The organism is Vibrio sp. VP6 (assembly GCF_028823755.1).
GTDB lineage: Bacteria > Pseudomonadota > Gammaproteobacteria > Enterobacterales > Vibrionaceae > Vibrio > Vibrio parahaemolyticus.
Window position 1 is genome coordinate 1 of the sequence record NZ_JAPEID010000007.1, and the last position, 24,681, is coordinate 24,681.

Here is a 24,681-nt window from a genome sequence, read left to right on the forward strand (position 1 = left end):
TAGACGCACCAGATTTAGGTTCTGGCGCCGCAAGGTGTGAGAGTTCAAGTCTCTCCTTCCGCACCATCATTGAAAACCCAGCATTAATTTGCTGGGTTTTTTCTTTTTTCCGATTCTGGACTCGGTAGATCTTTGATTTACCGAATTAAAAAAGCGAGCTCATGGCTCGCTTTTTTTCTATCTGGTTTGCTACGTAATACTTAGCCTACATACCTAACGCGTATTTCAATACTTGTGCTTTGATCGGCCCTGAATTTTCAGCCAGCTTTAATGCTGCATTGCGTGCAAACTTCAAAGGCCCCAAATCATTGCTAAAGCCTTTGTAGAAAAAATCCATACCGGTCTGCATTAGAAGATTGTCCGGGCGACGAGTACGCTCATATTTTGCTAATAGAGCATCCGTTAACTCATCTTGCCCTTGTGTCACTGATAGCAATACATCAACGTCTTTAAAGCCTAAATTCACGCCCTGCCCCGCTAATGGATTGATTGTATGCGCTGAATCACCAACTAGCACACAACCTCTATGCGAATAGGACTGCGCGTGTCGACGTGTCAAAGGGAAAGAACCAAACTGCAGAACTTCGATATCTCCAAGCTCTTTAGGAAAGTGACGCACGATCTCTTCTCTTAATTGAGGTTTGGTCATAGCGCAAAGCTGTTTGATTCGTTTTGGGGAATCATACCAAACTAGAGATCCTTGCCCGACTTCTTGTCCATCTTCTGTCAATGAACACAAAGGTAGGAAAGAGCGAGGCCCACTAGGAGTGAACTGTTGCCAAGTAATGTCTTGTTGTGGCAACTCAGTCTTAACATTGATGAGCATACAATGTTGACGGTAATCCCAAGCAGTTAGGCCAATACCCGCTAGCTGACGTACTTTAGAATTGGCACCATCAGCGCCAATGATCCAGTTCGCATCAAACTGTTCGCCGCTTTCTAGCGTGATACGGTTTCCATCATTGAAATCGATGTCTTTTAATCGCTCAGGACACTTCACCGTTAAGTTGTCGAATTGCGCGAAAGCTTGCCAAAGGCCAAGTTGGATTAGGCGGTTTTCAACGATGTAGCCAAGTTGATCCAATGAAAGCTCATCAGAATGAAAACGAGTACGACACTCAGGATGCTCCCACGTTTCCAGACGACGATAGGGACAGACGCGCATTGCTTCGATCGCCGACCAAGCATCTAATGATTCAAGTAACTTCACCGATTGATGTGAAATAGCAGAAACTCGCACGTCCAGAGCTTGAGCAGCATCAAATGCTTTAGGCTCCGCTCCTTCAACTACCACTACGCTTCTACCTTGCTTGGCAAATCCAACCGCGACAGCTGCCCCGACCATGCCGCCACCGATTACGGCGATGTCATACTTGTTCATTTTTTGCTCTTCATCATGCTGATTATTTGGCGTTTTTCAATTGTACGTTCCGAGGCTATTTTTACAAAATTGTTTAACAAAAAACCTTGCTGTATATAGGGCAAAAAACTAGATTTCATCAGGGTTTGCAGAGAATTCGTCAGATCACTAGTCAGGTGCTTTTTAAAGCAGTACAATACGCCGCTTACCGCCGTGATGGCGGCTATAATTTGAGCAATAGCTCTCCAATTTAAGTACAACTGAACGAGCGAAAGTGAGATGAGTAAGAAACTGCTAATTAAAACCTGGGGCTGCCAGATGAACGAATACGATTCATCAAAAATGGCCGACCTGCTTAATGCTGCAAACGGCTATGAGCTGACGGAAGAGCCAGAGGAAGCAGACGTACTTCTACTTAACACCTGTTCGATCCGTGAAAAAGCGCAAGAAAAAGTTTTCCACCAGCTAGGCCGTTGGAAAACACTAAAAGATAAAAAACCTGGCGTAGTTATCGGTGTAGGTGGTTGTGTAGCAACACAAGAAGGTGACCACATCCGTGAGCGTGCACCATACGTTGACGTAATCTTTGGCCCTCAAACTCTGCACCGCCTACCTGAGATGATCAAACAATCTCAAACTGACGATGCACCGGTAATGGACATTTCGTTCCCAGAGATTGAAAAGTTCGACCGCCTACCTGAGCCACGTGCAGAAGGTGCGACGGCGTTTGTTTCTATCATGGAAGGCTGTTCAAAATACTGTACTTACTGCGTTGTACCATACACTCGTGGTGAAGAAGTTAGTCGACCAATGGATGACGTGTTATTCGAGATTGCACAGCTAGCGGAACAAGGTGTACGTGAAGTTAACCTACTAGGTCAAAACGTAAACGCATACCGTGGCCCTATGCACGACGGCGAGATCTGCTCTTTTGCTGAACTGCTTCGTCTCGTTGCATCTATCGATGGTATCGACCGTATTCGTTTCACGACTAGCCACCCGCTAGAGTTCACTGACGACATCATCGCGGTTTACGAAGATACCCCGGAGCTTGTGAGTTTCCTACACCTGCCAGTACAAAGTGGTAGTGACCGTATTCTAACGATGATGAAGCGTCCTCACACAGCTATCGAGTACAAGTCAATCATCCGTAAACTACGTAAAGCGCGTCCTGATATCCAAATCAGTTCTGACTTTATTGTTGGTTTCCCTGGTGAAACAGACAAAGACTTCCAAGACACAATGAAGCTAATCAAAGACGTAGACTTTGACATGAGCTTCAGCTTTATCTTCTCACCTCGTCCAGGTACACCAGCGGCAGATTACCCTTGTGATATACCAGAGCAAGTGAAGAAAGAGCGTCTATACGAGCTGCAGCAAACCATCAATGCACAAGCAATGCGTTACTCACGCCTAATGCTTGGTACTGAGCAGCGTGTACTGGTTGAAGGCCCTTCTAAGAAAAACCTAATGGAACTGCGCGCTCGTACAGAAAACAACCGTGTAGTAAACTTTGAAGGTAGCGCAGACCTAATTGGTCAGTTCGTTGACGTGAAGATTACGGACGTATTTGCAAACTCGCTACGTGGTGAGCTAGTACGTACAGAAAAAGACATGGACCTTCGTAGTGTGATTTCTCCAACACAAATGATGGCGAAAACACGTCGCGAAGATGAGCTAGGTGTAGCTACTTTTACGCCATAAGCTCGTATAAATCGCCATGGAGAGCCTGGTCGTCATCAGGCTCTCATTGAGTGGCATAAAATGAGAGGCAACATTGAGCAATAAAATCGTAACTCTAGAAATTAACCTAGAACCTTCAGATAACCGCCGACTTGCTAGCCTGTGCGGTCCATTCGACGACAACATCAAGCATTTAGAACGCCGTCTAGGCGTTGAAATCAACCATCGTAGTGACCATTTTACCATTGTTGGTAAGCCTCACACCTCAGCGGCTGCGCTGGACATTTTAAAAACGCTTTATGTAGATACTGCGCCTGTACGTGGCGAGATCCCAGATATCGAACCAGAACAAATTCATCTGGCGATCAAAGAATCTGGCGTATTAGAACAAAATACCGAGTCAAGTATTGCGCACGGTAAAGAAGTGTTCGTAAAAACCAAAAAAGGCGTCATTAAACCGCGCACACCAAACCAAGCTCAATACTTGGTCAATATGGTTACGCACGACATCTCTTTTGGTATTGGTCCTGCAGGTACAGGTAAGACTTACCTTGCCGTTGCAGCAGCAGTTGATGCACTAGAACGCCAAGAAATTCGTCGCATTCTTTTGACACGTCCGGCGGTAGAAGCGGGTGAAAAACTGGGTTTCTTACCTGGTGATTTAAGCCAAAAGGTTGACCCATACCTTCGTCCACTGTACGACGCATTATTCGAGATGCTAGGCTTCGAGCGAGTTGAGAAGCTGATTGAACGCAACGTTATAGAGGTTGCTCCTCTGGCATACATGCGCGGTCGTACGCTGAACGATGCTTTCATCATTCTAGATGAAAGCCAGAACACCACCGTTGAACAGATGAAAATGTTCCTGACTCGTATTGGTTTCAATTCTCGTGCGGTTATTACTGGTGACGTCACTCAGATCGACTTACCTCGTGGTGCGAAGTCAGGTCTTCGTCATGCGATTGAAGTGCTCAGTGAAGTCGACGACATCAGCTTTAACTTCTTCCAAGCAGATGACGTTGTTCGCCACCCTGTGGTTGCTCGCATCGTCAACGCCTACGAGAAGTGGGAAGCGCAAGATCAAAAAGAACGTAAAGAGTTCGAGAAACGTCGCCGTGAAGAGCGTGATGCTAAACTGTTAGAAGCAGCGAAAGCAGAACTTAGCGCTCAAGTCGCTGCAACTAAGGAATAAAAATGGCAATTGAACTTGATCTGCAACTGGCAGTCGAAAATGAAGAAGGCTTACCTTCGCAGCAAGACTTCCAACTTTGGTTAGACAAGACCATCCCTCTTTTCCAACCTCAAGCAGAAGTGACAATTCGAATTGTCGATGAGAAAGAAAGCCACGATCTTAACCATGAGTATCGTGGTAAAGATAAGCCGACGAATGTGCTTTCTTTCCCATTTGAAGCGCCTCCTGGCATGGAGATTGACCTTTTGGGCGATCTTATTATTTGCCGCCAAGTTGTTGAAAAAGAGGCAATTGAACAGAATAAGCCTCTGTTAGCACATTGGGCGCATATGGTTGTACATGGCAGCTTGCATCTGCTAGGTTATGATCATATCGAGGATGACGAAGCTGAAGAGATGGAGTCACTCGAAACCGAAATCATGCAAGGTATGGGTTATGAAGACCCTTATATTGCTGAAAAAGAGTAACCCTTTGGGTACTCGACAGGGAAAGGCGAACCAATAAAACAGTTCTCGCGTTCGCCTCTCTACGTGAGCTATCACACGTCTGATAGCGTTACTTAATTGAGAAACAATGAACGAAGATAATTCTCCCTCTTCTAACGAAGGTAAGAAAGAAAAGGCAGAAGGTCCGAGTAGAAAGTCCTTCTTTGAACGCCTAGGTCAACTATTTCAAGGCGAACCAAAAGACCGCCAAGAGCTTGTGGATGTAATCCGCGACTCAGAAGTAAATGACCTGATTGACCACGACACTCGCGATATGCTCGAAGGTGTTATGGAAATCTCCGAAATGCGTGTGCGTGACATCATGATCCCGCGTTCGCAAATGGTCACCGTTGAGCGCACTGACGATTTAGATACTCTAATCGCACTTATTACCGATGCTCAGCACTCTCGCTACCCAGTAATCAGCGAAGATAAAGACCATGTGGAAGGTATTCTTCTTGCGAAGGACTTACTTAAATACTTAGGCTCAGGCAGTAACCCATTTGATATTGAAGAAGTAATTCGACCTGCAGTTGTGGTACCGGAAAGCAAACGTGTTGACCGCCTGCTAAAAGAGTTCCGTGAAGAACGCTATCATATGGCGATTGTTGTCGATGAATTCGGTGGTGTTTCTGGTCTTGTGACCATTGAAGATATCCTGGAAGAAATCGTCGGGGATATCGAAGATGAATTCGATGAAAGCGAAGAAACAGACATTCGTAAGCTAAGCAAGCATACGTTTGCTGTCAGAGCGCTGACAACCATCGAAGAGTTTAATGAGACATTCGGTACCAACTTCAGCGATGAAGAAGTAGATACGGTAGGTGGCATGGTCATGACGGCCTTTGGTCACTTACCTTCTCGCGGCGAATTGGTCGAAATTGAAGGCTACAACTTCAAAGTGACCGCTGCCGATAACCGTCGTGTCATTCAACTCCAAGTGACCATTCCAGACGAAGAAACGCTGGTTGAAGCCACTCAAGAGTAACGCGATACCCTACTACCGGGAATATCAGAAAACAATAATGATGAATTTACTCTTTCATCGCCTCAAGCGGCCCTTAGTGGCCGCTTTTGTTGGCGCCTCCACTACCCTAGCATTTGCTCCTTACCAGTTGTGGCCGATTGCCATTCTTAGCCCTGCAATATTGCTAATTCTTCTTGCAAACCAAACGCCTAAGCGCGCACTTTGGATAGGTTATGCTTGGGGATTAGGCCAATTTGCAACAGGTGTTAGCTGGGTTTATGTCAGCATTTCTGGCTTCGGCGGGATGCCGCTGATTGCGAACCTCTTCTTGATGGGTATGCTCATTGCTTACCTTGCAGTTTATTCCGGATTGTTCGCTTGGCTAAACAATAAGTTTTTCCCTCAATTTAGCCTCAGTAAAGCGCTTCTTGCTGCTCCTGCATTATGGCTAATTACCGATTGGTTGCGCGGTTGGGTGATGACCGGCTTCCCTTGGTTGTGGTTGGGCTATAGTCAAATTGATGCGCCACTAGCAAGCTTTGCACCGATCGGTGGTGTAGAACTGCTTACGCTGTTTGTTCTTATTAGTGCAGGAGCATTAGCATATGCGTGGATTCACAAACAGTGGTTGATGATTATCATCCCTGTTGTTTTGATGAGCGCAGGTTTTGGGATTCGCCAATATGATTGGGTAACACCTCGCCCAGAAGACACCACCAAAGTGGCCTTGATTCAAGGTAACGTCGACCAGAACCTCAAATGGCTGCCAAGCCAACGCTGGCCAACCATCATGAAGTACGCCGACCTGACGCGTGAAAACTGGGACGCCGACATCATTGTCTGGCCAGAAGCAGCAATCCCTGCATTTGAAGTTGAAGTGCCTTCCTTCTTGAGCAACATCGACAGTGCCGCGAAGATGAACAACAGCGCCATCATCACAGGCATTGTTAATCAATCGGAGGACAGGCAGTTCTATAACAGCATTCTGTCGCTAGGCGTCACACCATACGGTGATTACAGCTTTGATATGAGCGAACGCTACCACAAGCATCACCTATTACCGTTTGGTGAGTTTGTTCCGTTTGAAGATATCTTGCGCCCGCTGGCTCCATTCTTCAATTTACCAATGTCGTCGTTTAGTCGTGGGGCGTTCGTGCAACCTAATATCGTTGCGAACGGCATGCACATGGCACCAGCGCTCTGTTACGAGATCATTTTTAATGAACAAGTGCGTCAAAACGTTACTGACGAAACCGACTTCATTCTAACGCTTTCGAACGATGCATGGTTTGGACATTCGATTGGACCACTTCAACATATGGAAATCGCTCGCATGCGTGCTCTGGAACTGGGCAAGCCGCTGATCCGTTCAACAAACAACGGCTTAACAGCAGTAACCGATTATAAAGGCAAGATTGTAGAGCAAGTTCCTCAATTTGAAACAGCTGTACTACGTGCAGAGCTCACCCCAACAGATGGAACAACACCATACCGAACGTTTGGCACTTGGCCATTGTATTTTTGGGTTGCGCTGAGTTTAATGCTGGCTTGGTGGTTACCGAGAAAGAAAGACTAAAAACGTCATTTTTTGACATAAGACGAATAACGAAAAAGAGGCCACACGGCCTCTTTTTTCTTATCAAGCAAATACAAAAAGATTGTATAGGTGGCTATGGTTTCAAGGACTGACGACTAAAGCCTTTGTGGCCACATTTGATACATGGAATGATGATAGTTGGATGGTTGTAGGTAGTTTTATGTCCGCACTCATCACAGACAAGTGTGCCTAAGCCGATAACCTCGCCAGCTTCATACAAGCCTTGATGCTCCAAGTCATCAAAAAGCTCTACCCATTCAACTTTGGTACGGTCCGTAATCTCTAGTAAGCCTTGCCAAATGGAATCCGCTACCGTTAAGTAAAAAGGACCGCTTTTGCTGTCTTCATAGCTCTCAGAAAACTCTTTTAAGTCGGCTTTCACATACGCGGCAATTAAGGCCAACTCATCTTTGGTCAAGTCATTGGCGGCTTCCACCACTTTGCCCGACGTTTCTAAAGCTTTGTTAACTTCTTCCGGACTTTGCTTCAAGGTTTCAATCACATCCTCGAGCATTTCCTCATAACCTGTTTTACGTTTAGGCATAACTGACCTCCATTCTTTCTCCTACCTAGGCGCATTCAGTGCGCATGGGTACAGATTGGCTATTGTTGTGATCCCTAGCTTTAGGTATTCTATGACGATCTATTTAAGTCTGTTCTAACCGAACTCACAAATTCCAAGATAACCGGATATCATCGATGCAAGAACAATACAATCCACAAGACATTGAACAGAAAGTTCAAAAGCACTGGGATGACAACAAGACCTTTGTTGTAAGTGAAGACCCAAATAAAGAAAAATTCTACTGTCTATCTATGTTCCCATACCCAAGTGGTCGACTGCACATGGGTCACGTGCGCAACTACACCATCGGTGACGTAGTATCTCGCTTCCAACGCCTACAAGGCAAAAATGTAATGCAACCAATTGGTTGGGATGCGTTCGGTCTACCAGCAGAAAACGCAGCGGTGAAAAACAACACAGCTCCTGCGCCATGGACTTACGAAAACATCGAATACATGAAAAACCAGCTTAAATTGCTAGGTTTTGGCTACGACTGGAATCGTGAATTCGCAACTTGTACGCCTGAGTACTACCGTTGGGAACAAGAGTTCTTCACTAAGCTTTACGAAAAAGGCCTAGTTTACAAGAAGACGTCTTCTGTTAACTGGTGTCCAAACGACCAAACCGTTCTTGCAAACGAACAGGTTGAAGACGGCTGCTGCTGGCGTTGTGACACTCCAGTAGAGCAAAAAGAGATCCCTCAGTGGTTCATCAAGATCACAGAATACGCGCAAGAGCTACTTGACGATCTAGACAAACTTGAAGGTTGGCCAGAAATGGTTAAGACCATGCAACGCAACTGGATTGGTCGCTCTGAAGGTGTGGAACTGAAGTTTGAAGTGAAAGGTCAACAAGACCTAGAAGTTTACACAACGCGTCCAGACACACTGATGGGTGTGACTTACGTAGGTATCGCAGCGGGTCACCCTCTAGCAACGCTAGCTGCAGAGAACAACCCAGAGCTTGCTGCATTCATCGAAGAATGTAAGAACACCAAAGTTGCTGAAGCTGAACTGGCGACAATGGAGAAGAAAGGTATGGCAACTGGCCTTACTGCTATTCATCCATTGAACGGTCGTGAAGTACCAGTTTACGTCGCAAACTTCGTATTGATGGACTACGGTACAGGTGCTGTAATGGCAGTACCTGCACACGACCAACGCGACTTCGAATTCGCAACTAAGTACGGTCTAGACATCATCCCAGTGATCAAACCAGCAGATGGTAGCGAACTGGACATCTCTGAAGCGGCATACACAGAGAAAGGTGTATTGTTCGATTCAGGTGAGTTCGACGGCCTAGAATTCCAAGCGGCATTCGATGCAATCGCAGCGAAGCTAGAAGCGGAAGGTAAAGGTACTAAGACCGTTAACTTCCGTCTACGTGACTGGGGTGTATCTCGTCAACGTTACTGGGGTGCACCAATCCCAATGGTAACCACTGAAGACGGTGAAGTTCATCCAGTACCTGCTGACCAACTACCAGTGATTCTTCCAGAAGACGTGGTAATGGACGGCGTAACCAGCCCAATCAAAGCAGACAAAGAATGGGCGAAGACCACATTCAACGCCGAACCGGCTCTACGTGAGACAGATACGTTCGATACGTTCATGGAATCTTCTTGGTACTACGCACGTTACTGTTCTCCACAAGCTGACGACATCCTAGATCCAGAAAAAGCAAACTACTGGCTACCAGTAGACCAGTACATCGGCGGTATCGAGCACGCTTGTATGCACCTATTATACTCACGCTTCTTCCACAAATTGCTGCGTGACGCAGGCTACGTAACGTCTGACGAGCCGTTCAAACAGCTACTATGTCAAGGCATGGTACTGGCTGACGCGTTCTACTTCGAGAACGAGAAAGGCGGTAAAGAGTGGGTCGCACCAACAGATGTTGCTGTAGAACGTGACGGTAAAGGCCGCATCATCTCTGCTAAAGACAACGAAGGCCGTGATGTAACACACTCAGGCATGATCAAAATGTCTAAGTCTAAAAACAACGGTATCGACCCTCAAGAGATGGTAGACAAGTACGGTGCTGATACAGTGCGTCTATTCATGATGTTCGCATCTCCAGCAGACATGACGCTTGAGTGGCAAGAGTCTGGCGTAGAAGGTGCAAACCGCTTCCTAAAACGTGTTTGGAAACTAGTGAAAGAACACGCAGAGAAAGGCGCAGCAGAAGCAGTGGATACAGCAGCACTTTCTGGTGAGCAAAAAGCACTTCGTCGTGACGTTCACAAAACTATCGCGAAAGTGACTGACGATATCGCTCGTCGTCAAACGTTCAACACAGCAATCGCAGCAATCATGGAACTGATGAACAAGCTAGCGAAAGCACCTCAAGAATCTGCACAAGATCGTGCAATTCTTGATGAAGCGCTAAAAGCGGTTGTAACGATGCTTTACCCAATCACTCCGCACATTTCATACGAGCTATGGACTGCGCTTGGTGAGTCAAACATCGACAACGCAGCATGGCCAACGTTTGATGAAAAAGCACTAGTTGAAGACGAAAAAACTATCGTTGTTCAAGTTAACGGTAAGCTACGTGCGAAGTTAACAGTAGCGGCAGACGCAACGAAAGAACAAGTTGAAGAGCTTGGTCTAAACGACGAAAACGTTACTAAGTTCACAGATGGCCTAACAATCCGTAAAGTAATTTACGTACCAGGTAAACTGCTGAACATCGTTGCAAACTAAGCGGTCACTGTAAGCAAATTACAGCTTGCAATAACGCAACGCAGAGCGAACTAATTCGCGCGCTAAGAGTCTTTAAACAGGGTAGTTCACTACCCTGTTTATTTACCTCAAACCATTCACAGTGAGTGGTTTAAGGTAAATAACCCCTTCAATTTAGGATGAATACAATCAATGCGCTTTTTCTCTTTGATTAAACTACCAGTGGTATTGGTACTAGCGGGGCTTCTTTCTGCCTGTGGTTTTCACCTTCGTGGCGAGTATTCCGTTCCGGAAGAGCTGCACACCATGTCATTCTCTAGCTACGATGAATACAGCAAACTCACACGCTATGTACGCTCTCAGCTGCAACTCAACAAAGTTGACCTAGTTCAGCCGTCATCTTCAGTACCAAATCTGCATTTAATCAAAGCAACCATGGATGAGCGAACGCTCTCGCTTTACCAAAACAGTCGTGCGGCAGAAAAAGAATTGACTTACGTGGTGCAATATCGCGTCACAATTCCAGGGTTTGGCTCAAAAAATTTCACCACAACCGTGAACCGCAACTACTTAGACAACCCGCTAACAGCATTGGCAAAATCGGTTGAACGTGACGTAATCGAAGACGAGATGCGTCAACAAGCAGCGAAACAGATGATGCGTCAACTTGGCCGAATCCGTGCTGAGTACGAAGCGGGGCAAATTGCAGCGCCAACTGAGAAAACAAACTCTTAATCAACATGCGAATTTATGCTGACAAGCTAGCTGACCATCTAGCCAAACACTTAAAGCAGGTTTATCTGATCTTCGGAAACGAACCGCTACTGATCCAAGAAAGCCGCCAAGCGATTCAAAAAACCGCTCTACAACATGGTTTTGAAGAAAGACACCGTTTTGCTGTCGATGCAAGTTTAGATTGGAACCAAGTGTATGACTGCTTTCAAGCTCTGAGCTTATTTTCTAGTCGACAACTCATTGAGCTTGAGATCCCAGAAAGCGGTGTCACCACAGCCATCAGCAAAGAGCTACAGACTCTGTGTGACATGCTGCATGATGACATCATGCTAGTGATCATCGGAACGAAGCTGACTAAAGCGCAAGAAAATGCCAAATGGTTTAAAGCACTGAATGCCAAAGGCGACTGGGTCAGCTGCTTAACGCCGGATCTTCAGCGTTTGCCTATGTTTGTGCAAACGCGCTGCCGCGCATTGGGTTTAAAGCCCGATCAGCAATCCTTACAGATGTTGGCACAGTGGCATGAAGGCAACTTATTTGCACTTTCTCAGAGTCTAGAGAAACTGGCTTTGCTCTATCCTGATGGCGAACTGACAGTTGTACGCTTAGAGGAAGCCTTAAGTCGACACAACCACTTTACGACGTTTAACTGGATTGATGCGTTACTTGCAGGTAAAGCTAATCGTGCTCAACGCATCCTGCGTCAATTAGAAGCCGAAGGCATTGAAACGGTCATTCTCATCCGAAGTGTGCAGAAAGAGTTCAACCAACTATTAAGCATGCATCAAGATCTGACTCAAATGCCGATTAGCCAAGTCTTTGAGAAGTATCGCGTTTGGCAAAATAAACGTCCGCTTTATAACGCCGCGTTAATGCGCTTATCAGCAAGCCGTATTTGCGCCCTAATCTCCTTGCTTGCGCAAGCTGAGATTAAAGCCAAAACCCAGTATGACGAGTCCGTCTGGCCAACTATTCATCAATTGAGCTTACAAACCTGCTCTCCTGATATTAAGCTGGCAATTTAAAAATCAAAGCGTGCTATAGTGCGCGACCTATTTTGCCCAACTACACGCAAAATAGGTGAGATGTAAAAGAGATAACCCGAGGAAAACCGAGTGCTTCGCGAAGAACTGAAAGACTTTTTAGCAGACAAAGCCGACGATATGAAAGCGGAAGATATTGTCATCCTAAACGTGGAAGACAAATCCAGCGTAACAGACTACATGATCATTTGTACGGGTACGTCTAAACGCCACGTTTCATCCATCGCCGATCACGTTGCATCTGAAGTAAAAAAAGCAGGCCTTGAACCTTTAGGTATGGAAGGAGAAAACGAAGGTGAATGGGTTGTCCTAGATATGGGCGACGCGATGCTGCATGTCATGCAGGAAGAACACCGCTCTCTGTACCAACTAGAAAAACTCTGGGGTTAATCTTTTGAAAATTCAACTAATTGCCGTTGGCACAAAAATGCCAAAGTGGGTTGAAGAAGGCTTCCAAGAATACCGTCGTCGTTTCCCTCATGATATGCCACTAGAGTTGGTTGAAATCTCAGCAGGAAAACGTGGCAAAAACGCTGATATTGCTCGAATTCTACAAAAAGAAGGCGAAGCGATGTTAGCAGCAGTGCCAAAAGGCAATCGTATCGTGACCCTAGATATTCCCGGTAAAAAGTGGGACACCCCACAACTGGCAGAGCAGCTAGAAGCTTGGAAACTCGATGGTCGTGACGTTTCTATTCTGATAGGTGGTCCTGAAGGTTTAGCACCTGCATGTAAAGCCGCAGCCGACCAAAGTTGGTCACTGTCAGCGCTGACGTTACCGCACCCACTTGTGCGTATCGTCATGGCAGAGAGTTTATACCGAGCGTGGAGCATTACCGCTAACCACCCTTACCATCGCGAATAATCGTTGTTTAACTTTAGAGCCAAGCGTTAATGATTCGTAGACGCCGCAGTCAAATCCGAGATTATCAAGCCGAAGCGCGCCTGTTCGCTAGCCGCGCTATCGTTGCTTTTCTCGGCATCGTTATATTGATGGGCTTGCTGGTCGCCAATATGTACAACATTCAGGTGAACCAGTTTCAAGATTATCAAACCCGTTCAAATGACAACCGCATCAAAGTGGTTCCTATTGCGCCAAACCGCGGTCTTATCTACGACCGAAATGGTGTCCTGTTAGCCGAAAACCGTCCTGTCTTTAACTTGGAGCTGACTCCAGAAAAAATCAAAGACATCGACGCTACTATCCAAGAATTGCAAACCATTCTGGAAATCACACCAGAACAGATCGAACGCTTCCATCGTGAGCGTAAGCGTACCCGTCGATTCAAATCCGTCCCATTGCTAACCCAGCTGAACGAAAAGCAGGTCGCGGTCTTTTCCGTCAACCAATACCGTTTTCCTGGTGTTGAAATTAGTGCCACACTCAAACGTTACTACCCTTACGGGGAAGTGTTAACGCACGTAATCGGCTATGTTTCTCGTATCAATGACCGCGACATGCAGCGTTTGATTCGAGAAGAAAAAGACGCCAACTACCAAGCGACTCGTGACATCGGTAAGTTGGGCATCGAAAAATACTACGAAACGCCAACTACCAAGCGACTCGTGACATCGGTAAGTTGGGCATCGAAAAATACTACGAAGATCTGCTGCACGGCACTGCTGGCTACCAAGAAGTGGAAGTCAACAGCCGAGGACGCGTGATTCGCACGTTAAAGTACGTACCGCCAGTTCCGGGCAAAGACATTGTCTTAAACCTCGATATCAACTTGCAGCTTTACGTTCATCAGCTTTTGGATGGTCGACGTGGCAGCGCTATCGTGCTTGATCCTCGTGACAATGGGGTGCTAGCTATGGTGTCTAGCCCAAGTTACGACCCGAACGCTTTTGTCCACGGCATTTCTGGTAAAGCCTATCGCGATTTGTTGAACGATAAAAACCGCCCGTTGGTAAACCGCACGACGCTAGGTATTTATCCGCCAGCTTCAACAATCAAGCCATTTATGGCTGTCGCAGCGTTGCAAGAAGGCGTAATCACGCCAAATACTACTCGCAACGACCCAGGTTATTGGCGCATTCCTAACTCAGACACTCGTCCATTCCGTGACTGGTTGCGTTGGGGACATGGCCGCGTGGATGTCATTAAATCCATTGAAGAGTCTGTTGATACGTTTTACTACCAAATTGCTTATGACTTGGGGATCGACCGAATTTCAAACTGGATGATGATGTTTGGTTTTGGTGACTACACAGGCATCGATATCTACGAAGAAAGTAAGGCAAATATGCCAACTCGTGATTGGAAAATGTCTCGTCACAAAACGCCTTGGTACAAAGGTGACACTATTCCTGTTGGTATCGGTCAAGGCTATTGGACGGCGACACCAATGCAAATTGCGAAAGCAACATCGGTGTTAGTGAATAATGGTGCGGTTTCCGCTCCTCACCTCCTAAAGTCCACCATCGATAATGGTGATAACTTTGAGGAACAAGAAACCTCTGAATACGTAACCTACCCACCGATTCAAAATGTGCCAGAAAAATACTGGGATATTGCGAAAGAAGGTATGCGCCGTGTAAACCATGGTACTCGTGGTACAGCTCGTCGTTCTTTCTACAATATGAGCTACCAGACAGCCGGTAAATCAGGTACAGCGCAGGTCTTTGGCTTGGGCGAGAACGAAGAGTACAACGCAGATGAAATCGCGGAACACTTGCGTGACCACGCCCTGTTTACGGGCTTTGCTCCGTTTGACGATCCAAAAGTTATCGTTACTCTCGTGCTAGAAAACGCAGGTGGTGGCTCAAGTAACGGTGGTCCAATGGCGAGAAAGATCTTTGACCGAGTGGTACTTGGCCCAGAAGAAATCAAACCAGAAGATGACAAAACCAACGCGCAAAAAGAGGTTACACGCTAATGAAGATGGATCCCTCTACAGGTAAAAACCGCGCCTTGTTTGAGCGCTTCCATATCGACTTGCCCCTCCTACTCGGCATCTTTGCTTTAATGGGATTTGGTCTTGTGATCATGTACAGTGCCAGCGGACAAAGTTTGGAGATGATGGATCGCCAAGCAATGCGCATGGTATTGTCTCTTGTCGTGATGGTGGTTCTGGCTCAACTTTCTCCACGAACGTATGAAAGCCTGGCGCCACTAATGTTTGTTGCCGGTGTAGTTTTACTATTTGGCGTACTGTTCTTTGGTGAGGCCTCGAAAGGTGCGCAACGCTGGCTCAACCTAGGCTTTGTTCGATTCCAACCGTCCGAATTACTCAAACTTGCGGTACCGTTGATGGTTGCGCGCTATATCGGTCGCCAACCATTACCACCAACATTCCGAACGCTGATTGTTGCGCTAATCATGGTGTGCTTACCAACGATTCTTATCGCGAAACAACCAGATTTGGGAACGTCGATTCTGATTGCGGCTTCAGGTATTTTCGTTATTTTCCTAGCAGGCATCAGTTGGAAGATCATCGCAGCGGCTGCCATTGCCTTAGGTGGTTTCATACCAATTTTGTGGTTCTTCTTGATGCGCGAATACCAAAAGGTTCGCGTTCGTACTCTGTTCAATCCAGAATCTGACCCACTTGGCGCGGGTTACCATATTATCCAAAGTAAAATTGCGATTGGTTCTGGCGGTATTTCCGGTAAAGGTTGGTTGCACGGTACGCAGTCACAACTGGAATTTCTTCCTGAACGACACACTGACTTTATCTTTGCAGTAATTGCTGAGGAATGGGGTATGATTGGCTTCCTTTGCCTATTAGCCATCTATCTCTTCATTATTGGTCGAGGTTTGTACCTTGCTAGCCAAGCACAAACCGCGTTTGGACGAATGATGGCAGGCAGTATTGTACTTAGCTTCTTTGTGTATATTTTTGTAAATATCGGCATGGTGAGTGGCATCCTACCTGTTGTAGGTGTACCGTTACCACTGATCAGCTACGGCGGCACCTCGATGGTGACCCTAATGGCTGGTTTTGGCATTTTGATGTCGATTCATACGCACCGAAAAGCATTCTCTAAGGCGACCTAGACATGCAAAAACGCGCTTTATATTCCTTAGTTTTTTCTGCACTGATTTTGGCTGGTTGTTCATCCACCAGCCAAAAGACACAAGAAGGCCGTTACGAACTTGAATCCGATGTAGCACCCGATACGCCGCTTTCAGTCGAACACATCGAGGATGCGCATCCCAAATACGAACCTTACAGCCTAGGTGGTAATACCGATTACCACTTGCGCGGTAATAATTACAAGATCGTTCGCGACGCAAAAGGGTTTACTGAAAAAGGTCGTGCATCTTGGTACGGTAAAAAGTTCCAGGGGCATTTGACGTCTAACGGTGAAATCTACGACATGTACTCCATGACGGCTGCGCATAAAACGCTACCGTTACCAAGCTATGTGAAAGTGACCAACACCGACAATGGCAAAACCACAGTCGTTCGAGTAAATGATCGAGGTCCGTTTCACGATGGCCGTATCATCGACTTGAGCTACGCCGCTGCGCATAAATTGGATGTCATAAAAACAGGAACGGCGAATGTTGAAATCGAAGTTATCAGCGTAGAGAAACCTACCGATCAAAAATCGCTAGGATCTCACCCAAAGTACGTCATTCAAGTCGCATCTTCAAAAAATGAAGATCGCGCACGAACTTTAGGCGCAGAGCTTGGTCAAAAGCTGGATACCGAAACTTTCTTGGAAAACGCGAAAGAGTCTTATCGCTTGTTATTGGGTCCATTTACTGACTATTCCCTGACGCAAGCCACACTGGATAAAGTAAAGTTGCTCGGCTATTCGTCCGCATTTATTAAAAAACACAACACTGCGAAATGACCTTGAGTCATGAATTTCTAAACGAAGCCCCTCTTACATAAGTGGGGATTCTGGTAAGATGTGTGCAGTTAAACCCAAAAATTTGAATTACCATGAATAAAAATAAGTTTGTGAAATCTATTCTCGTTTCTTCGGTTGCCCTTTCTGCAACCTTCGCTCAATCTGCTTTTGCATCACCAGTCGTTGTTCCAGATGCGCCTCAAATTGCGGCAAAAGGCTACGTACTGATGGATTACCATTCAGGTAAAGTGCTAGCAGAAAAAGAAATGAACACAAAATTGTCTCCTGCTAGTCTAACTAAAATGATGACCAGCTACGTAATCGGCCAAGAGCTAGCACGTGGTAATATCTCAGAAGATGATGACGTAACCATCAGTAAGAATGCATGGGCGAAAAACTTCCCAGATTCTTCAAAAATGTTCATTGAAGTAGGTACTACGGTAAAAGTACGTGATCTTAACCGTGGCATCATCATTCAATCAGGTAACGATGCGTGTGTGGCAATGGCTGAACACATCGCAGGTTCTGAAGATGCATTTGTTGACCTAATGAACGCGTGGGCAAATACCCTAGGCATGAAGAATTCTCATTTTGCCAACGTTCACGGCCTAGATAACTCAGAACTGTACTCAACACCTTACGACATGGCGCTACTTGGTAAAGCTCTGATTCGTGACGTGCCAGACGAGTACCGTGTTTACTCTGAAAAGAAATTCACTTACAACGGCATCACCCAATACAACCGCAACGGTCTACTTTGGGATAAGAGCATGAACGTTGATGGCATCAAAACTGGACACACAAGCAACGCAGGTTACAGCCTAGTAAGCTCAGCAACAGAAGGCCAAATGCGTTTGGTTGCTGTAGTGATGGGCACTAAAGATGCAAATGCTCGTAAATCAGAAAGTAAAAAACTACTAAGCTACGGCTTCCGCTTCTTCGAAACAGTAGCGCCTCACAAAGCGGGTGAAACCTTCGTAGAAGAAAAAGTGTGGATGGGTAACAAAGACACCGTTGCTCTGGGTCTTGATCAAGACACTTACGTAACACTGCCACGCGGTGAAGCGAAAAACCTAAAAGCAAGCTTCGTACTTGAAAAAGAGCTAGAAGCCCCAATTAATAAAGGTGATGTAGTCGGTAAGCTATACTATCAAATCGATGGTGAAGATATTGCTGAATACCCGCTAATGGCACTAGAAACCGTAGAGCAAGGCAGCTTGTTCAGCCGTTTATGGGATTACATCGTATTGTTATTCAAGAGCTTCTTCTAAACGAGTCGCAGAATAGCAAACTTATTCGCAAAGCCGCCAATTATGGCGGCTTTTTAAGTCTGTGATCCTCACCTTGAGTTCACCCTAATTTGACTGTACTATTTCGCACCGCAACGAATACCAACTGGAGTTATCGATATGCTAACCATCAACTCTGATGCAAAATTGAAAGACCTGCTTGAGTTCCCTTGTTCTTTTACTTACAAGGTAATGGGTCATGCAAAGCCTGAGCTTCCAGAACTCGTTCTTGAAGTAATCCAGCGCCATGCTCCAGGTGACTACAGCCCAAAAGTCAAACCAAGCGCTAAAGGCAACTACCACTCAGTGTCTATCAACATCACTGCAACGTCTATCGAGCAGGTTGAAACCCTATACAAAGAATTGGGTGAAATCGACATCGTTCGTATGGTTCTATAATTTTTTGATAGATTAAATTTTTTTTGAAAGCAGCTTAGGCTGCTTTCTTTTTATTTATCAACCAGATAACTCGATATCCTTGTGCTTTCAGTTAAAAATCTGTTACTCAGCGGTAGAGCATCTGGGTCATCCGGTTTATAATCCAAAAACTTTATATATTAGCGACAGGAATTCCCATGCAACACCAACTTGTTGTAAAACGACTTGGCCGCCAAGACTATGAGCCTGTATGGAAGGCGATGCATGAGTTCACCGACCAACGCACAGAAGAAACCCCTGATGAAGTCTGGTTGGTAGAACATAACCCAGTATTTACCCAAGGGCAGGCAGGCAAAGCCGAGCACTTAATTAACACTGGTGATATTCCTGTCGTACAAAGTGACCGTGGTGGTCAGGTAACCTATCATGGTCCTGGTCAACTCGTGGCTTACTTCTTGATCAACCTACGTCGCAAAAAATTAGGCGTACGAGATCTCGTTACAACCATCGAGAACCTCGTGATCAACACATTAAAAGCATACAATATCGACTCTGCCGCAAGACCAGACGCCCCTGGCGTTTATGTCGATGGCAAGAAAATATGCTCTCTCGGTCTACGTATTCGTAAAGGTTGCTCATTCCATGGGTTAGCCCTGAATATAAATATGGACTTAACGCCGTTCCTACGCATCAACCCTTGTGGTTATGCAGGTATGGAAATGGTTCAAGTGAGCCAATTTAACGGCCCGAGTGACGTAGAAACCGTAGAAAAACAATTAATAGAAGAACTCGTTACTTTGCTCGATTACGAGCGAGTAGAATTCAGCACAGAAGCACCTTCTCAAGGTAATAAAGCATGAGCAAACCAATCCAGATGGAAAAAGGCGTTAAATATCGTGACGCCGATAAAATGGCATTGATTCCCGTAAAGAACATGCCTACAGAGCAGAAAGAAGTGCTACGTAAGCCTGATTGGATGAAGATCAAGCTACCAGCCGACAGCCAACGAATTCAAGACATCAAAGCTGCGATGCGTAAGAACAAACTTCACTCCGTATGTGAAGAAGCGTCTTGCCCTAACCTAGCGGAATGTTTTAACCACGGTACAGCAACCTTCATGATCCTAGGTGCAATCTGTACTCGTCGTTGTCCTTTCTGTGATGTTGCTCATGGCCGTCCATTACCACCAGAAGCAGAAGAGCCACAAAAACTGGCAAGAACTATCGCCGACATGAAACTGAAGTACGTTGTTATTACTTCAGTAGACCGTGACGACCTACGTGATGGTGGCGCACAACACTTTGCCGATTGTAACCGTGAGATCCGCGCGTTAAATCCAGACATCAAGATCGAAACACTAGTTCCTGACTTCCGTGGTCGTATGGACGTGGCGCTTGACCTGATGAAAGACAACCCGCCAGATGTCTTCAACCACAACCTAGAAACTGCACCGCGTCTTTACCGTAAAGCTCGCCCAGGTGCGAACTACAAGTGGTCACTTGAGCTTCTTAAGAAGTTCAAAGAACAGCATCCAGATGTACCGACCAAATCAGGTCTCATGATGGGCCTTGGTGAAACCAAAGAAGAAATCATCGAAGTGCTTAAAGATCTGCGTGCACACGGTGTAACGATGCTGACTCTAGGTCAGTACCTAGCGCCAAGCCGTCACCACTTGCCTGTAGAACGTTACGTTCCACCATCAGAGTTTGACGAACTAAAAGAAGTCGCACTAGAGCTAGGCTTCACGCACGCAGCATGTGGTCCATTTGTTCGCTCTTCATACCATGCCGATATGCAGGCACAAGGTCTTGAGATCAAATAAGCATCTTGAACTCGAAAACTGAAAAGGTTGGCTTAGTGCCAACCTTTTTTGTATCTGCCAACCAAGAGATGCCCTGCACCACTCTCTTTTATTCGATGGCACGATTAAACAATCCCAGACGCCAGACAAACAAAAAGGCCCTCAGCTGAGGACCTTTAGTATTTTCAAACTGATTCGTTTCTAGTTCAGGGAAAAGGCGCGTAGTTTACAACTGTAAATGAGCACCTTTGACGCAGAAATAGAGCGAATCAGGCAGAACAATTAGGCGTAAACCGGTAGACGCTTACAGATTTCTAATACTTTCTGTTTAGTCGCTTCGATAACTTCTTCGTTGCTGATGTTATCTAGAACGTCACACATCCAGTTTGCTAGATCTTTTGCGTCTTCTTCAGTAAAGCCACGACGAGTGATCGCTGGTGTACCTACACGAATACCAGACGTTACGAATGGGCTGCGTGGGTCATTTGGCACTGAGTTCTTGTTTACTGTGATGTTTGCTGCACCTAGTGCCGCGTCTGCATCTTTACCAGTGATGTCTTTGTCGATTAGATCAACAAGGAACAAGTGGTTTTCTGTGCCGTTAGATACGATTTTGTAGCCACGCTCTTGGAACTGACCAACCATTGCTTTTGCGTTTTTCACTACGCGAGCTTGGTAAGCTTTGAACTCTGGCTCCATCGCTTCTTTGAACGCTACTGCTTTACCAGCGATAACGTGCATTAGAGGGCCACCTTGACCACCAGGGAACACAGCTGAGTTCAGCTTCTTGTACATATCTTCGCCAGCATTAGACAAGATAAGACCGCCGCGAGGGCCTGCTAGTGTTTTGTGCGTCGTTGTTGTTACTACGTGAGCGTGTGGAACAGGTGTTGGGTATTCGCCTGCTGCGATAAGACCAGCTACGTGTGCCATATCAACGAAAAGGTAAGCATCTACTTTGTCCGCGATTTCACGCATGCGCTTCCAATCAACGATTTGCGAGTAAGCAGAGAAACCACCGATGATCATTTTAGGCTTGTGCTCAAGCGCTAGCTGTTCCATCTCGTCGTAATTGATTTGACCCGCTTCATCGATACCGTAAGGGATAACGTTGTAATGCTTACCAGAGAAGTTTACTGGAGAACCGTGAGTCAGGTGACCACCGTGCGCTAGGCTCATACCTAGTACTGTATCGCCTGGGTTAAGAAGCGCCATGTAAACTGCGCTGTTTGCTTGAGAACCTGAGTGAGGTTGTACGTTCGCGTACTCACAACCGAATAGTTTGCATGCACGATCGATAGCAAGCTGTTCTGCTTTATCTACGTACTCACAACCGCCGTAGTAACGCTTGCCTGGGTAGCCTTCAGCGTATTTGTTCGTTAGCTGAGAACCTTGCGCTTCCATTACACGTGGGCTTGTGTAGTTTTCAGAAGCGATAAGTTCAATGTGTTCTTCCTGGCGAAGGGTTTCTTCCTGGATAGCTGCGAACAGTTCCGCATCGTAATCTGCGATGTTCATATCACGCTTAAGCATCTGTATCTCCTGACTCAGATTAGTACTGAAAGTTGCAAAAAAACTGGTTAACGACCTAACGCAAACGTTTTCGTCGCATCAATGGCGCGCATTCTACATAATTTGATCTAGGTCATAAAGAGAAATTTACAATTTTTCTCATGCAGTTTTTTCATGATGACAAGCAATAGTTATCATGGTGATGTTGCAATTGTTCAACCACGATTTATTGCCTGTCAATTTTGTGCTTTACACCCTGTAAAACAGCAATTACATAGGTTTACCGCAAATTTTACCCTCTAGCTACCGAAAAGATCATCTTTTTACTACTATGCACGCCTTATTTCTCACCGATGACTGCACTTTTGATGGAAAAACACTCAAGAAAAGAAGACTGGATAGCAATTCTCACTGGTACCTTTTTGGTAGCTCAGGGCGTTTTCTTTCTCCAATCCGCGAACCTTCTAACAGGAGGCACGACTGGATTGGCATTGCTAATAAGCCAATTTACACCTTTTACCTTTGGTGTGCTGTACTTTTTGGCAAACTGTCCTTTTTACTTACTCGCATGGAAACGCTTCGGCCGTCATTTCGCAATCAATAGCGCTATTTCTGGCGCTTTGGTTTCTATCTTTGCCGATCACCTTTATTTGCTGATCTCACTCGAATCCGTTAACGAAATTTATTGCGCGGTAGCAGGTGGCCTATTGATGGGATTAGGTATGCTGATTTTGTTCCGACATCGCTCCAGCCTAGGTGGCTTTAACGTGTTGTGTTTGTTTATTCAGGACAAGTTTGGCATTTCTGTTGGCAAAAGCCAGATGGCAATCGATGCATGTATCCTGTTTGCTTCGTTCTTCTTTGTCACTCCAGAGGTGATTGGCCTTTCGATTTTGGGTGCCTTTGCACTGAATGTCGTATTGGCGATGAATCACAAACCACACCGATATTCCGTTACCTACGGTTCATAAACTTTTGATGATAATTGACGCGCGATTTATAAGATTTCGCGCTTCAATAACTATATAATATTTCGCGATTTCCAAATAACTCGGTACGGTATGCGCGACTTTCTACAACAAGCCAAACAAACTCACAGTTGTATTGCGATTGGCGAGTTGGTCTACAATCCGAAAACTCAGACTCTTCATCAAGACACTATCGCGATTGATCTCGAACCTCGTACCATTGAGTTATTAGAACTGCTGCTAACAAGCGTGGGGCATCCGCTCTCTGCCGACACCATTATCGAAACCATTTGGCAGAGCAAATTCATCTCCAAAAATGTGCTCACTAACCGCATTAGCACCTTACGTGCGCTGCTACAGCAACACCTACCCGAGTACGATGCGGCTAAGCTCTTGGTCACTTATCCTCGCAAGGGCTATTTTCTTAACCCTGCCAATATCCGTTTAATACCACCAGCGAAAAGCCATCGACGCGTTATTCCAACTCAGGTTGCGAGTAATAAGAACTTCAAGCTAATTTTTGCTTATGGCTTGTGTGCCATACTTGCGGTTTGTAGCGTGACGCTCGCAAGCTTGCTATGGCAACGCCAAGAGATTTCAACACAACAAACACGTCATCAGTTACTTATCCCCAAAGTCGAGTTGCTGCTCAACCGTGTCGATGCAATCGGCTCTCAGGCGCGAAAATATCGCACACTAGTCAAAGCCGTCTTACTTCAACAACAAGTCGAATATCCATATACCGACATCGCTAACCAAGACGCTCCAAGTTACTTTCTGGATCCCATTGGTCATACACCGTATTTCCCTGGTGCACGAAATATGCAGACCAGTGATTACGAACTCAACATAGAGTTAAAAGACGGCGCAGAACAAGGCACCTTGAAAGCGCAGATGAACCTTATTTATCCTGCGACAGGGAAGCTGGCATTTCGCAATGAATACACACTGCGCTTATCCGACCTACAATCGGACATCTTCCAAATTCACTCGGATGTCGCACAATACTTCAACTTGCCTGCACCTTCGGCAAGCACATGGCAACTGTCAGACGTTCACCAAAAAATGCTGTTTGAGAATGTCTTTTCTAACCAACCTCTCCAACAAGCTGATGAGTTTGCAGCTATCACAACCGCAAGGCATCTCGCGTTATACGAGCAAGAGCCTCAAAAGCTGGAAGCGTATTTGACGCAAGTGCAGTCGTCGAGCTAAGCCTCTGGTTGGGCGTATTGCATTTCAAACTAGGTAACCTAGACCGAGCAAAAGTTCTGTTGACTACTCCAGATGGCGACTCACGCATTCAAAACGCGCTGATTTATACGTTTGTGTCTCACATCGCTTATAAGCAAAACAAACTTGAACAGTTCCGTCTCAACTACATGGAATCACTGGTGGCACTGCTGCGCGTTTTACCCTCCGAGACATTGTTTGAACGTCTTTCTCAATCAGAATCGAAAGAAACTTGCCTTCAACCATGGAAAACGTTGCATGTCAGTTTGACCGATCAAGAAATTATCAGCCGATGGAAAGCGCTCATCAATGAGTATTGCACCAACGTAGCTAACGAAATAAGCCCAAATAAAACAAAGATCTAAATATAAAATTAAGCTTTC

Annotated in this window: 20 protein-coding genes and 2 pseudogenes; 19 read left to right on the forward strand and 3 right to left on the reverse strand. The window is 45.8% G+C overall.

Annotation, left to right across the window (positions count from 1 at the left end; genetic code table 11):
* Window positions 1-205: 205 nt before the first annotated feature.
* Window positions 206-1,381, reverse strand: a complete 1,176-nt coding sequence (locus OU793_RS06465; protein ID WP_025547130.1) for a 2-octaprenyl-3-methyl-6-methoxy-1,4-benzoquinol hydroxylase — start codon at window positions 1,379-1,381, stop codon at window positions 206-208.
* A gap of 258 nt (window positions 1,382-1,639) precedes the next feature.
* On the opposite strand from OU793_RS06465, the gene miaB reads away from it, so the two are divergent.
* The 5 genes from miaB to lnt all read left to right on the forward strand — a co-directional run bounded on the left by miaB (window position 1,640) and on the right by lnt (window position 7,263).
* Window positions 1,640-3,064 (forward strand): tRNA (N6-isopentenyl adenosine(37)-C2)-methylthiotransferase MiaB, encoded by a 1,425-nt coding sequence (gene miaB, locus OU793_RS06470; RefSeq protein ID WP_005496209.1) that lies wholly within the window; start codon window positions 1,640-1,642, stop codon window positions 3,062-3,064.
* Window positions 3,065-3,137: 73 nt separating this feature from the next.
* Window positions 3,138-4,235 carry a PhoH family protein gene (locus OU793_RS06475; protein ID WP_005483495.1) on the forward strand — a complete coding sequence of 366 codons (1,098 nt, stop codon included), beginning with the start codon at window positions 3,138-3,140 and terminating at the stop codon, window positions 4,233-4,235.
* Between the two features lie 2 nt (window positions 4,236-4,237).
* Window positions 4,238-4,702: an rRNA maturation RNase YbeY gene (gene ybeY / locus OU793_RS06480; RefSeq protein WP_017448782.1), complete on the forward strand. Its 465-nt coding sequence runs from the start codon at window positions 4,238-4,240 to the stop codon at window positions 4,700-4,702.
* Window positions 4,703-4,808: 106 nt separating this feature from the next.
* A complete protein-coding gene (gene corC / locus OU793_RS06485) occupies window positions 4,809-5,708 on the forward strand; it encodes a CNNM family magnesium/cobalt transport protein CorC (protein WP_005483493.1) in 900 nt (299 codons plus the stop codon).
* Between the two features lie 37 nt (window positions 5,709-5,745).
* Entirely contained in the window at window positions 5,746-7,263 is a 1,518-nt protein-coding gene (gene lnt, locus OU793_RS06490; RefSeq protein ID WP_025535088.1) for an apolipoprotein N-acyltransferase, read from the forward strand.
* A gap of 94 nt (window positions 7,264-7,357) precedes the next feature.
* Here lnt and OU793_RS06495 read toward each other — a convergent pair whose 3' ends face one another.
* Window positions 7,358-7,828: a zinc ribbon-containing protein gene (locus tag OU793_RS06495; protein ID WP_005454505.1), complete on the reverse strand. Its 471-nt coding sequence runs from the start codon at window positions 7,826-7,828 to the stop codon at window positions 7,358-7,360.
* Between the two features lie 155 nt (window positions 7,829-7,983).
* Between OU793_RS06495 and leuS the strand changes: the two genes are divergently transcribed.
* From leuS to lipA, 12 genes and pseudogenes are all read left to right on the forward strand, one after another.
* Entirely contained in the window at window positions 7,984-10,557 is a 2,574-nt protein-coding gene (leuS, locus tag OU793_RS06500; protein ID WP_140103214.1) for a leucine--tRNA ligase, read from the forward strand.
* Between the two features lie 171 nt (window positions 10,558-10,728).
* Window positions 10,729-11,271 carry an LPS assembly lipoprotein LptE gene (gene lptE, locus OU793_RS06505; RefSeq protein ID WP_005454508.1) on the forward strand — a complete coding sequence of 181 codons (543 nt, stop codon included), beginning with the start codon at window positions 10,729-10,731 and terminating at the stop codon, window positions 11,269-11,271.
* 5 nt (window positions 11,272-11,276) lie between these two features.
* Window positions 11,277-12,296 (forward strand): DNA polymerase III subunit delta, encoded by a 1,020-nt coding sequence (gene holA, locus OU793_RS06510; protein WP_140103215.1) that lies wholly within the window; start codon window positions 11,277-11,279, stop codon window positions 12,294-12,296.
* A gap of 90 nt (window positions 12,297-12,386) precedes the next feature.
* The gene (gene rsfS, locus OU793_RS06515) at window positions 12,387-12,704 is read left to right on the forward strand and encodes a ribosome silencing factor (RefSeq protein WP_005456130.1); all 318 of its coding nucleotides are present in this window, start codon (window positions 12,387-12,389) and stop codon (window positions 12,702-12,704) included.
* A gap of 4 nt (window positions 12,705-12,708) precedes the next feature.
* The gene (gene rlmH, locus OU793_RS06520; protein ID WP_005456129.1) at window positions 12,709-13,179 is read left to right on the forward strand and encodes a 23S rRNA (pseudouridine(1915)-N(3))-methyltransferase RlmH; all 471 of its coding nucleotides are present in this window, start codon (window positions 12,709-12,711) and stop codon (window positions 13,177-13,179) included.
* Between the two features lie 29 nt (window positions 13,180-13,208).
* Window positions 13,209-15,193: pseudogene (mrdA, locus tag OU793_RS06525) on the forward strand (penicillin-binding protein 2).
* On the forward strand, window positions 15,193-16,314 hold the full coding sequence (rodA, locus tag OU793_RS06530) for a rod shape-determining protein RodA (RefSeq protein WP_005483658.1): 1,122 nt from the start codon (window positions 15,193-15,195) through the stop codon (window positions 16,312-16,314). Before mrdA ends, rodA begins: the two are co-directional and overlap by 1 nt.
* A 2-nt stretch (window positions 16,315-16,316) precedes the next feature.
* Window positions 16,317-17,120 (forward strand): septal ring lytic transglycosylase RlpA family protein, encoded by an 804-nt coding sequence (locus OU793_RS06535; protein WP_140103216.1) that lies wholly within the window; start codon window positions 16,317-16,319, stop codon window positions 17,118-17,120.
* A 92-nt stretch (window positions 17,121-17,212) separates the two neighbouring features.
* Entirely contained in the window at window positions 17,213-18,391 is a 1,179-nt protein-coding gene (locus OU793_RS06540) for a serine hydrolase (RefSeq protein ID WP_005488796.1), read from the forward strand.
* A 138-nt stretch (window positions 18,392-18,529) separates the two neighbouring features.
* Complete coding sequence (gene ybeD / locus OU793_RS06545) at window positions 18,530-18,808, forward strand: DUF493 family protein YbeD (RefSeq protein ID WP_005488798.1); 279 nt, start codon at window positions 18,530-18,532, stop codon at window positions 18,806-18,808.
* 176 nt (window positions 18,809-18,984) lie between these two features.
* Window positions 18,985-19,647: a lipoyl(octanoyl) transferase LipB gene (lipB, locus tag OU793_RS06550; protein ID WP_140103217.1), complete on the forward strand. Its 663-nt coding sequence runs from the start codon at window positions 18,985-18,987 to the stop codon at window positions 19,645-19,647.
* Window positions 19,644-20,609 (forward strand): lipoyl synthase, encoded by a 966-nt coding sequence (lipA, locus tag OU793_RS06555; protein WP_005496220.1) that lies wholly within the window; start codon window positions 19,644-19,646, stop codon window positions 20,607-20,609. Before lipB ends, lipA begins: the two co-directional genes overlap by 4 nt.
* A gap of 261 nt (window positions 20,610-20,870) precedes the next feature.
* Here lipA and glyA read toward each other — a convergent pair whose 3' ends face one another.
* On the reverse strand, window positions 20,871-22,121 hold the full coding sequence (glyA, locus tag OU793_RS06560) for a serine hydroxymethyltransferase (RefSeq protein ID WP_140103218.1): 1,251 nt from the start codon (window positions 22,119-22,121) through the stop codon (window positions 20,871-20,873).
* A 347-nt stretch (window positions 22,122-22,468) separates the two neighbouring features.
* On the opposite strand from glyA, the gene OU793_RS06565 reads away from it, so the two are divergent.
* Complete coding sequence (locus OU793_RS06565; RefSeq protein ID WP_005496223.1) at window positions 22,469-23,071, forward strand: YitT family protein; 603 nt, start codon at window positions 22,469-22,471, stop codon at window positions 23,069-23,071.
* 90 nt (window positions 23,072-23,161) lie between these two features.
* A pseudogene (locus OU793_RS06570) lies at window positions 23,162-24,663 on the forward strand (transcriptional regulator).
* The last annotated feature ends 18 nt before the right edge of the window (window positions 24,664-24,681 follow it).

Coding starts and splice junctions, on each gene's coding strand:
- ybeD (WP_005488798.1), top strand. CDS start 18,530: ATGCTAACCATCAACTCTGATGCAAAATTGAAAGACCTGCTTGAGTTC.
- OU793_RS06540 (WP_005488796.1), top strand. CDS start 17,213: ATGAATAAAAATAAGTTTGTGAAATCTATTCTCGTTTCTTCGGTTGCC.
- corC (WP_005483493.1), top strand. CDS start 4,809: ATGAACGAAGATAATTCTCCCTCTTCTAACGAAGGTAAGAAAGAAAAG.
- lipA (WP_005496220.1), top strand. CDS start 19,644: ATGAGCAAACCAATCCAGATGGAAAAAGGCGTTAAATATCGTGACGCC.
- lnt (WP_025535088.1), top strand. CDS start 5,746: ATGATGAATTTACTCTTTCATCGCCTCAAGCGGCCCTTAGTGGCCGCT.
- lptE (WP_005454508.1), top strand. CDS start 10,729: ATGCGCTTTTTCTCTTTGATTAAACTACCAGTGGTATTGGTACTAGCG.
- rodA (WP_005483658.1), top strand. CDS start 15,193: ATGAAGATGGATCCCTCTACAGGTAAAAACCGCGCCTTGTTTGAGCGC.
- lipB (WP_140103217.1), top strand. CDS start 18,985: ATGCAACACCAACTTGTTGTAAAACGACTTGGCCGCCAAGACTATGAG.
- glyA (WP_140103218.1), bottom strand. CDS start 22,121: ATGCTTAAGCGTGATATGAACATCGCAGATTACGATGCGGAACTGTTC.
- ybeY (WP_017448782.1), top strand. CDS start 4,238: ATGGCAATTGAACTTGATCTGCAACTGGCAGTCGAAAATGAAGAAGGC.
- OU793_RS06495 (WP_005454505.1), bottom strand. CDS start 7,828: ATGCCTAAACGTAAAACAGGTTATGAGGAAATGCTCGAGGATGTGATT.
- OU793_RS06465 (WP_025547130.1), bottom strand. CDS start 1,381: ATGAACAAGTATGACATCGCCGTAATCGGTGGCGGCATGGTCGGGGCA.
- OU793_RS06535 (WP_140103216.1), top strand. CDS start 16,317: ATGCAAAAACGCGCTTTATATTCCTTAGTTTTTTCTGCACTGATTTTG.
- miaB (WP_005496209.1), top strand. CDS start 1,640: ATGAGTAAGAAACTGCTAATTAAAACCTGGGGCTGCCAGATGAACGAA.
- leuS (WP_140103214.1), top strand. CDS start 7,984: ATGCAAGAACAATACAATCCACAAGACATTGAACAGAAAGTTCAAAAG.
- holA (WP_140103215.1), top strand. CDS start 11,277: ATGCGAATTTATGCTGACAAGCTAGCTGACCATCTAGCCAAACACTTA.
- OU793_RS06565 (WP_005496223.1), top strand. CDS start 22,469: ATGGAAAAACACTCAAGAAAAGAAGACTGGATAGCAATTCTCACTGGT.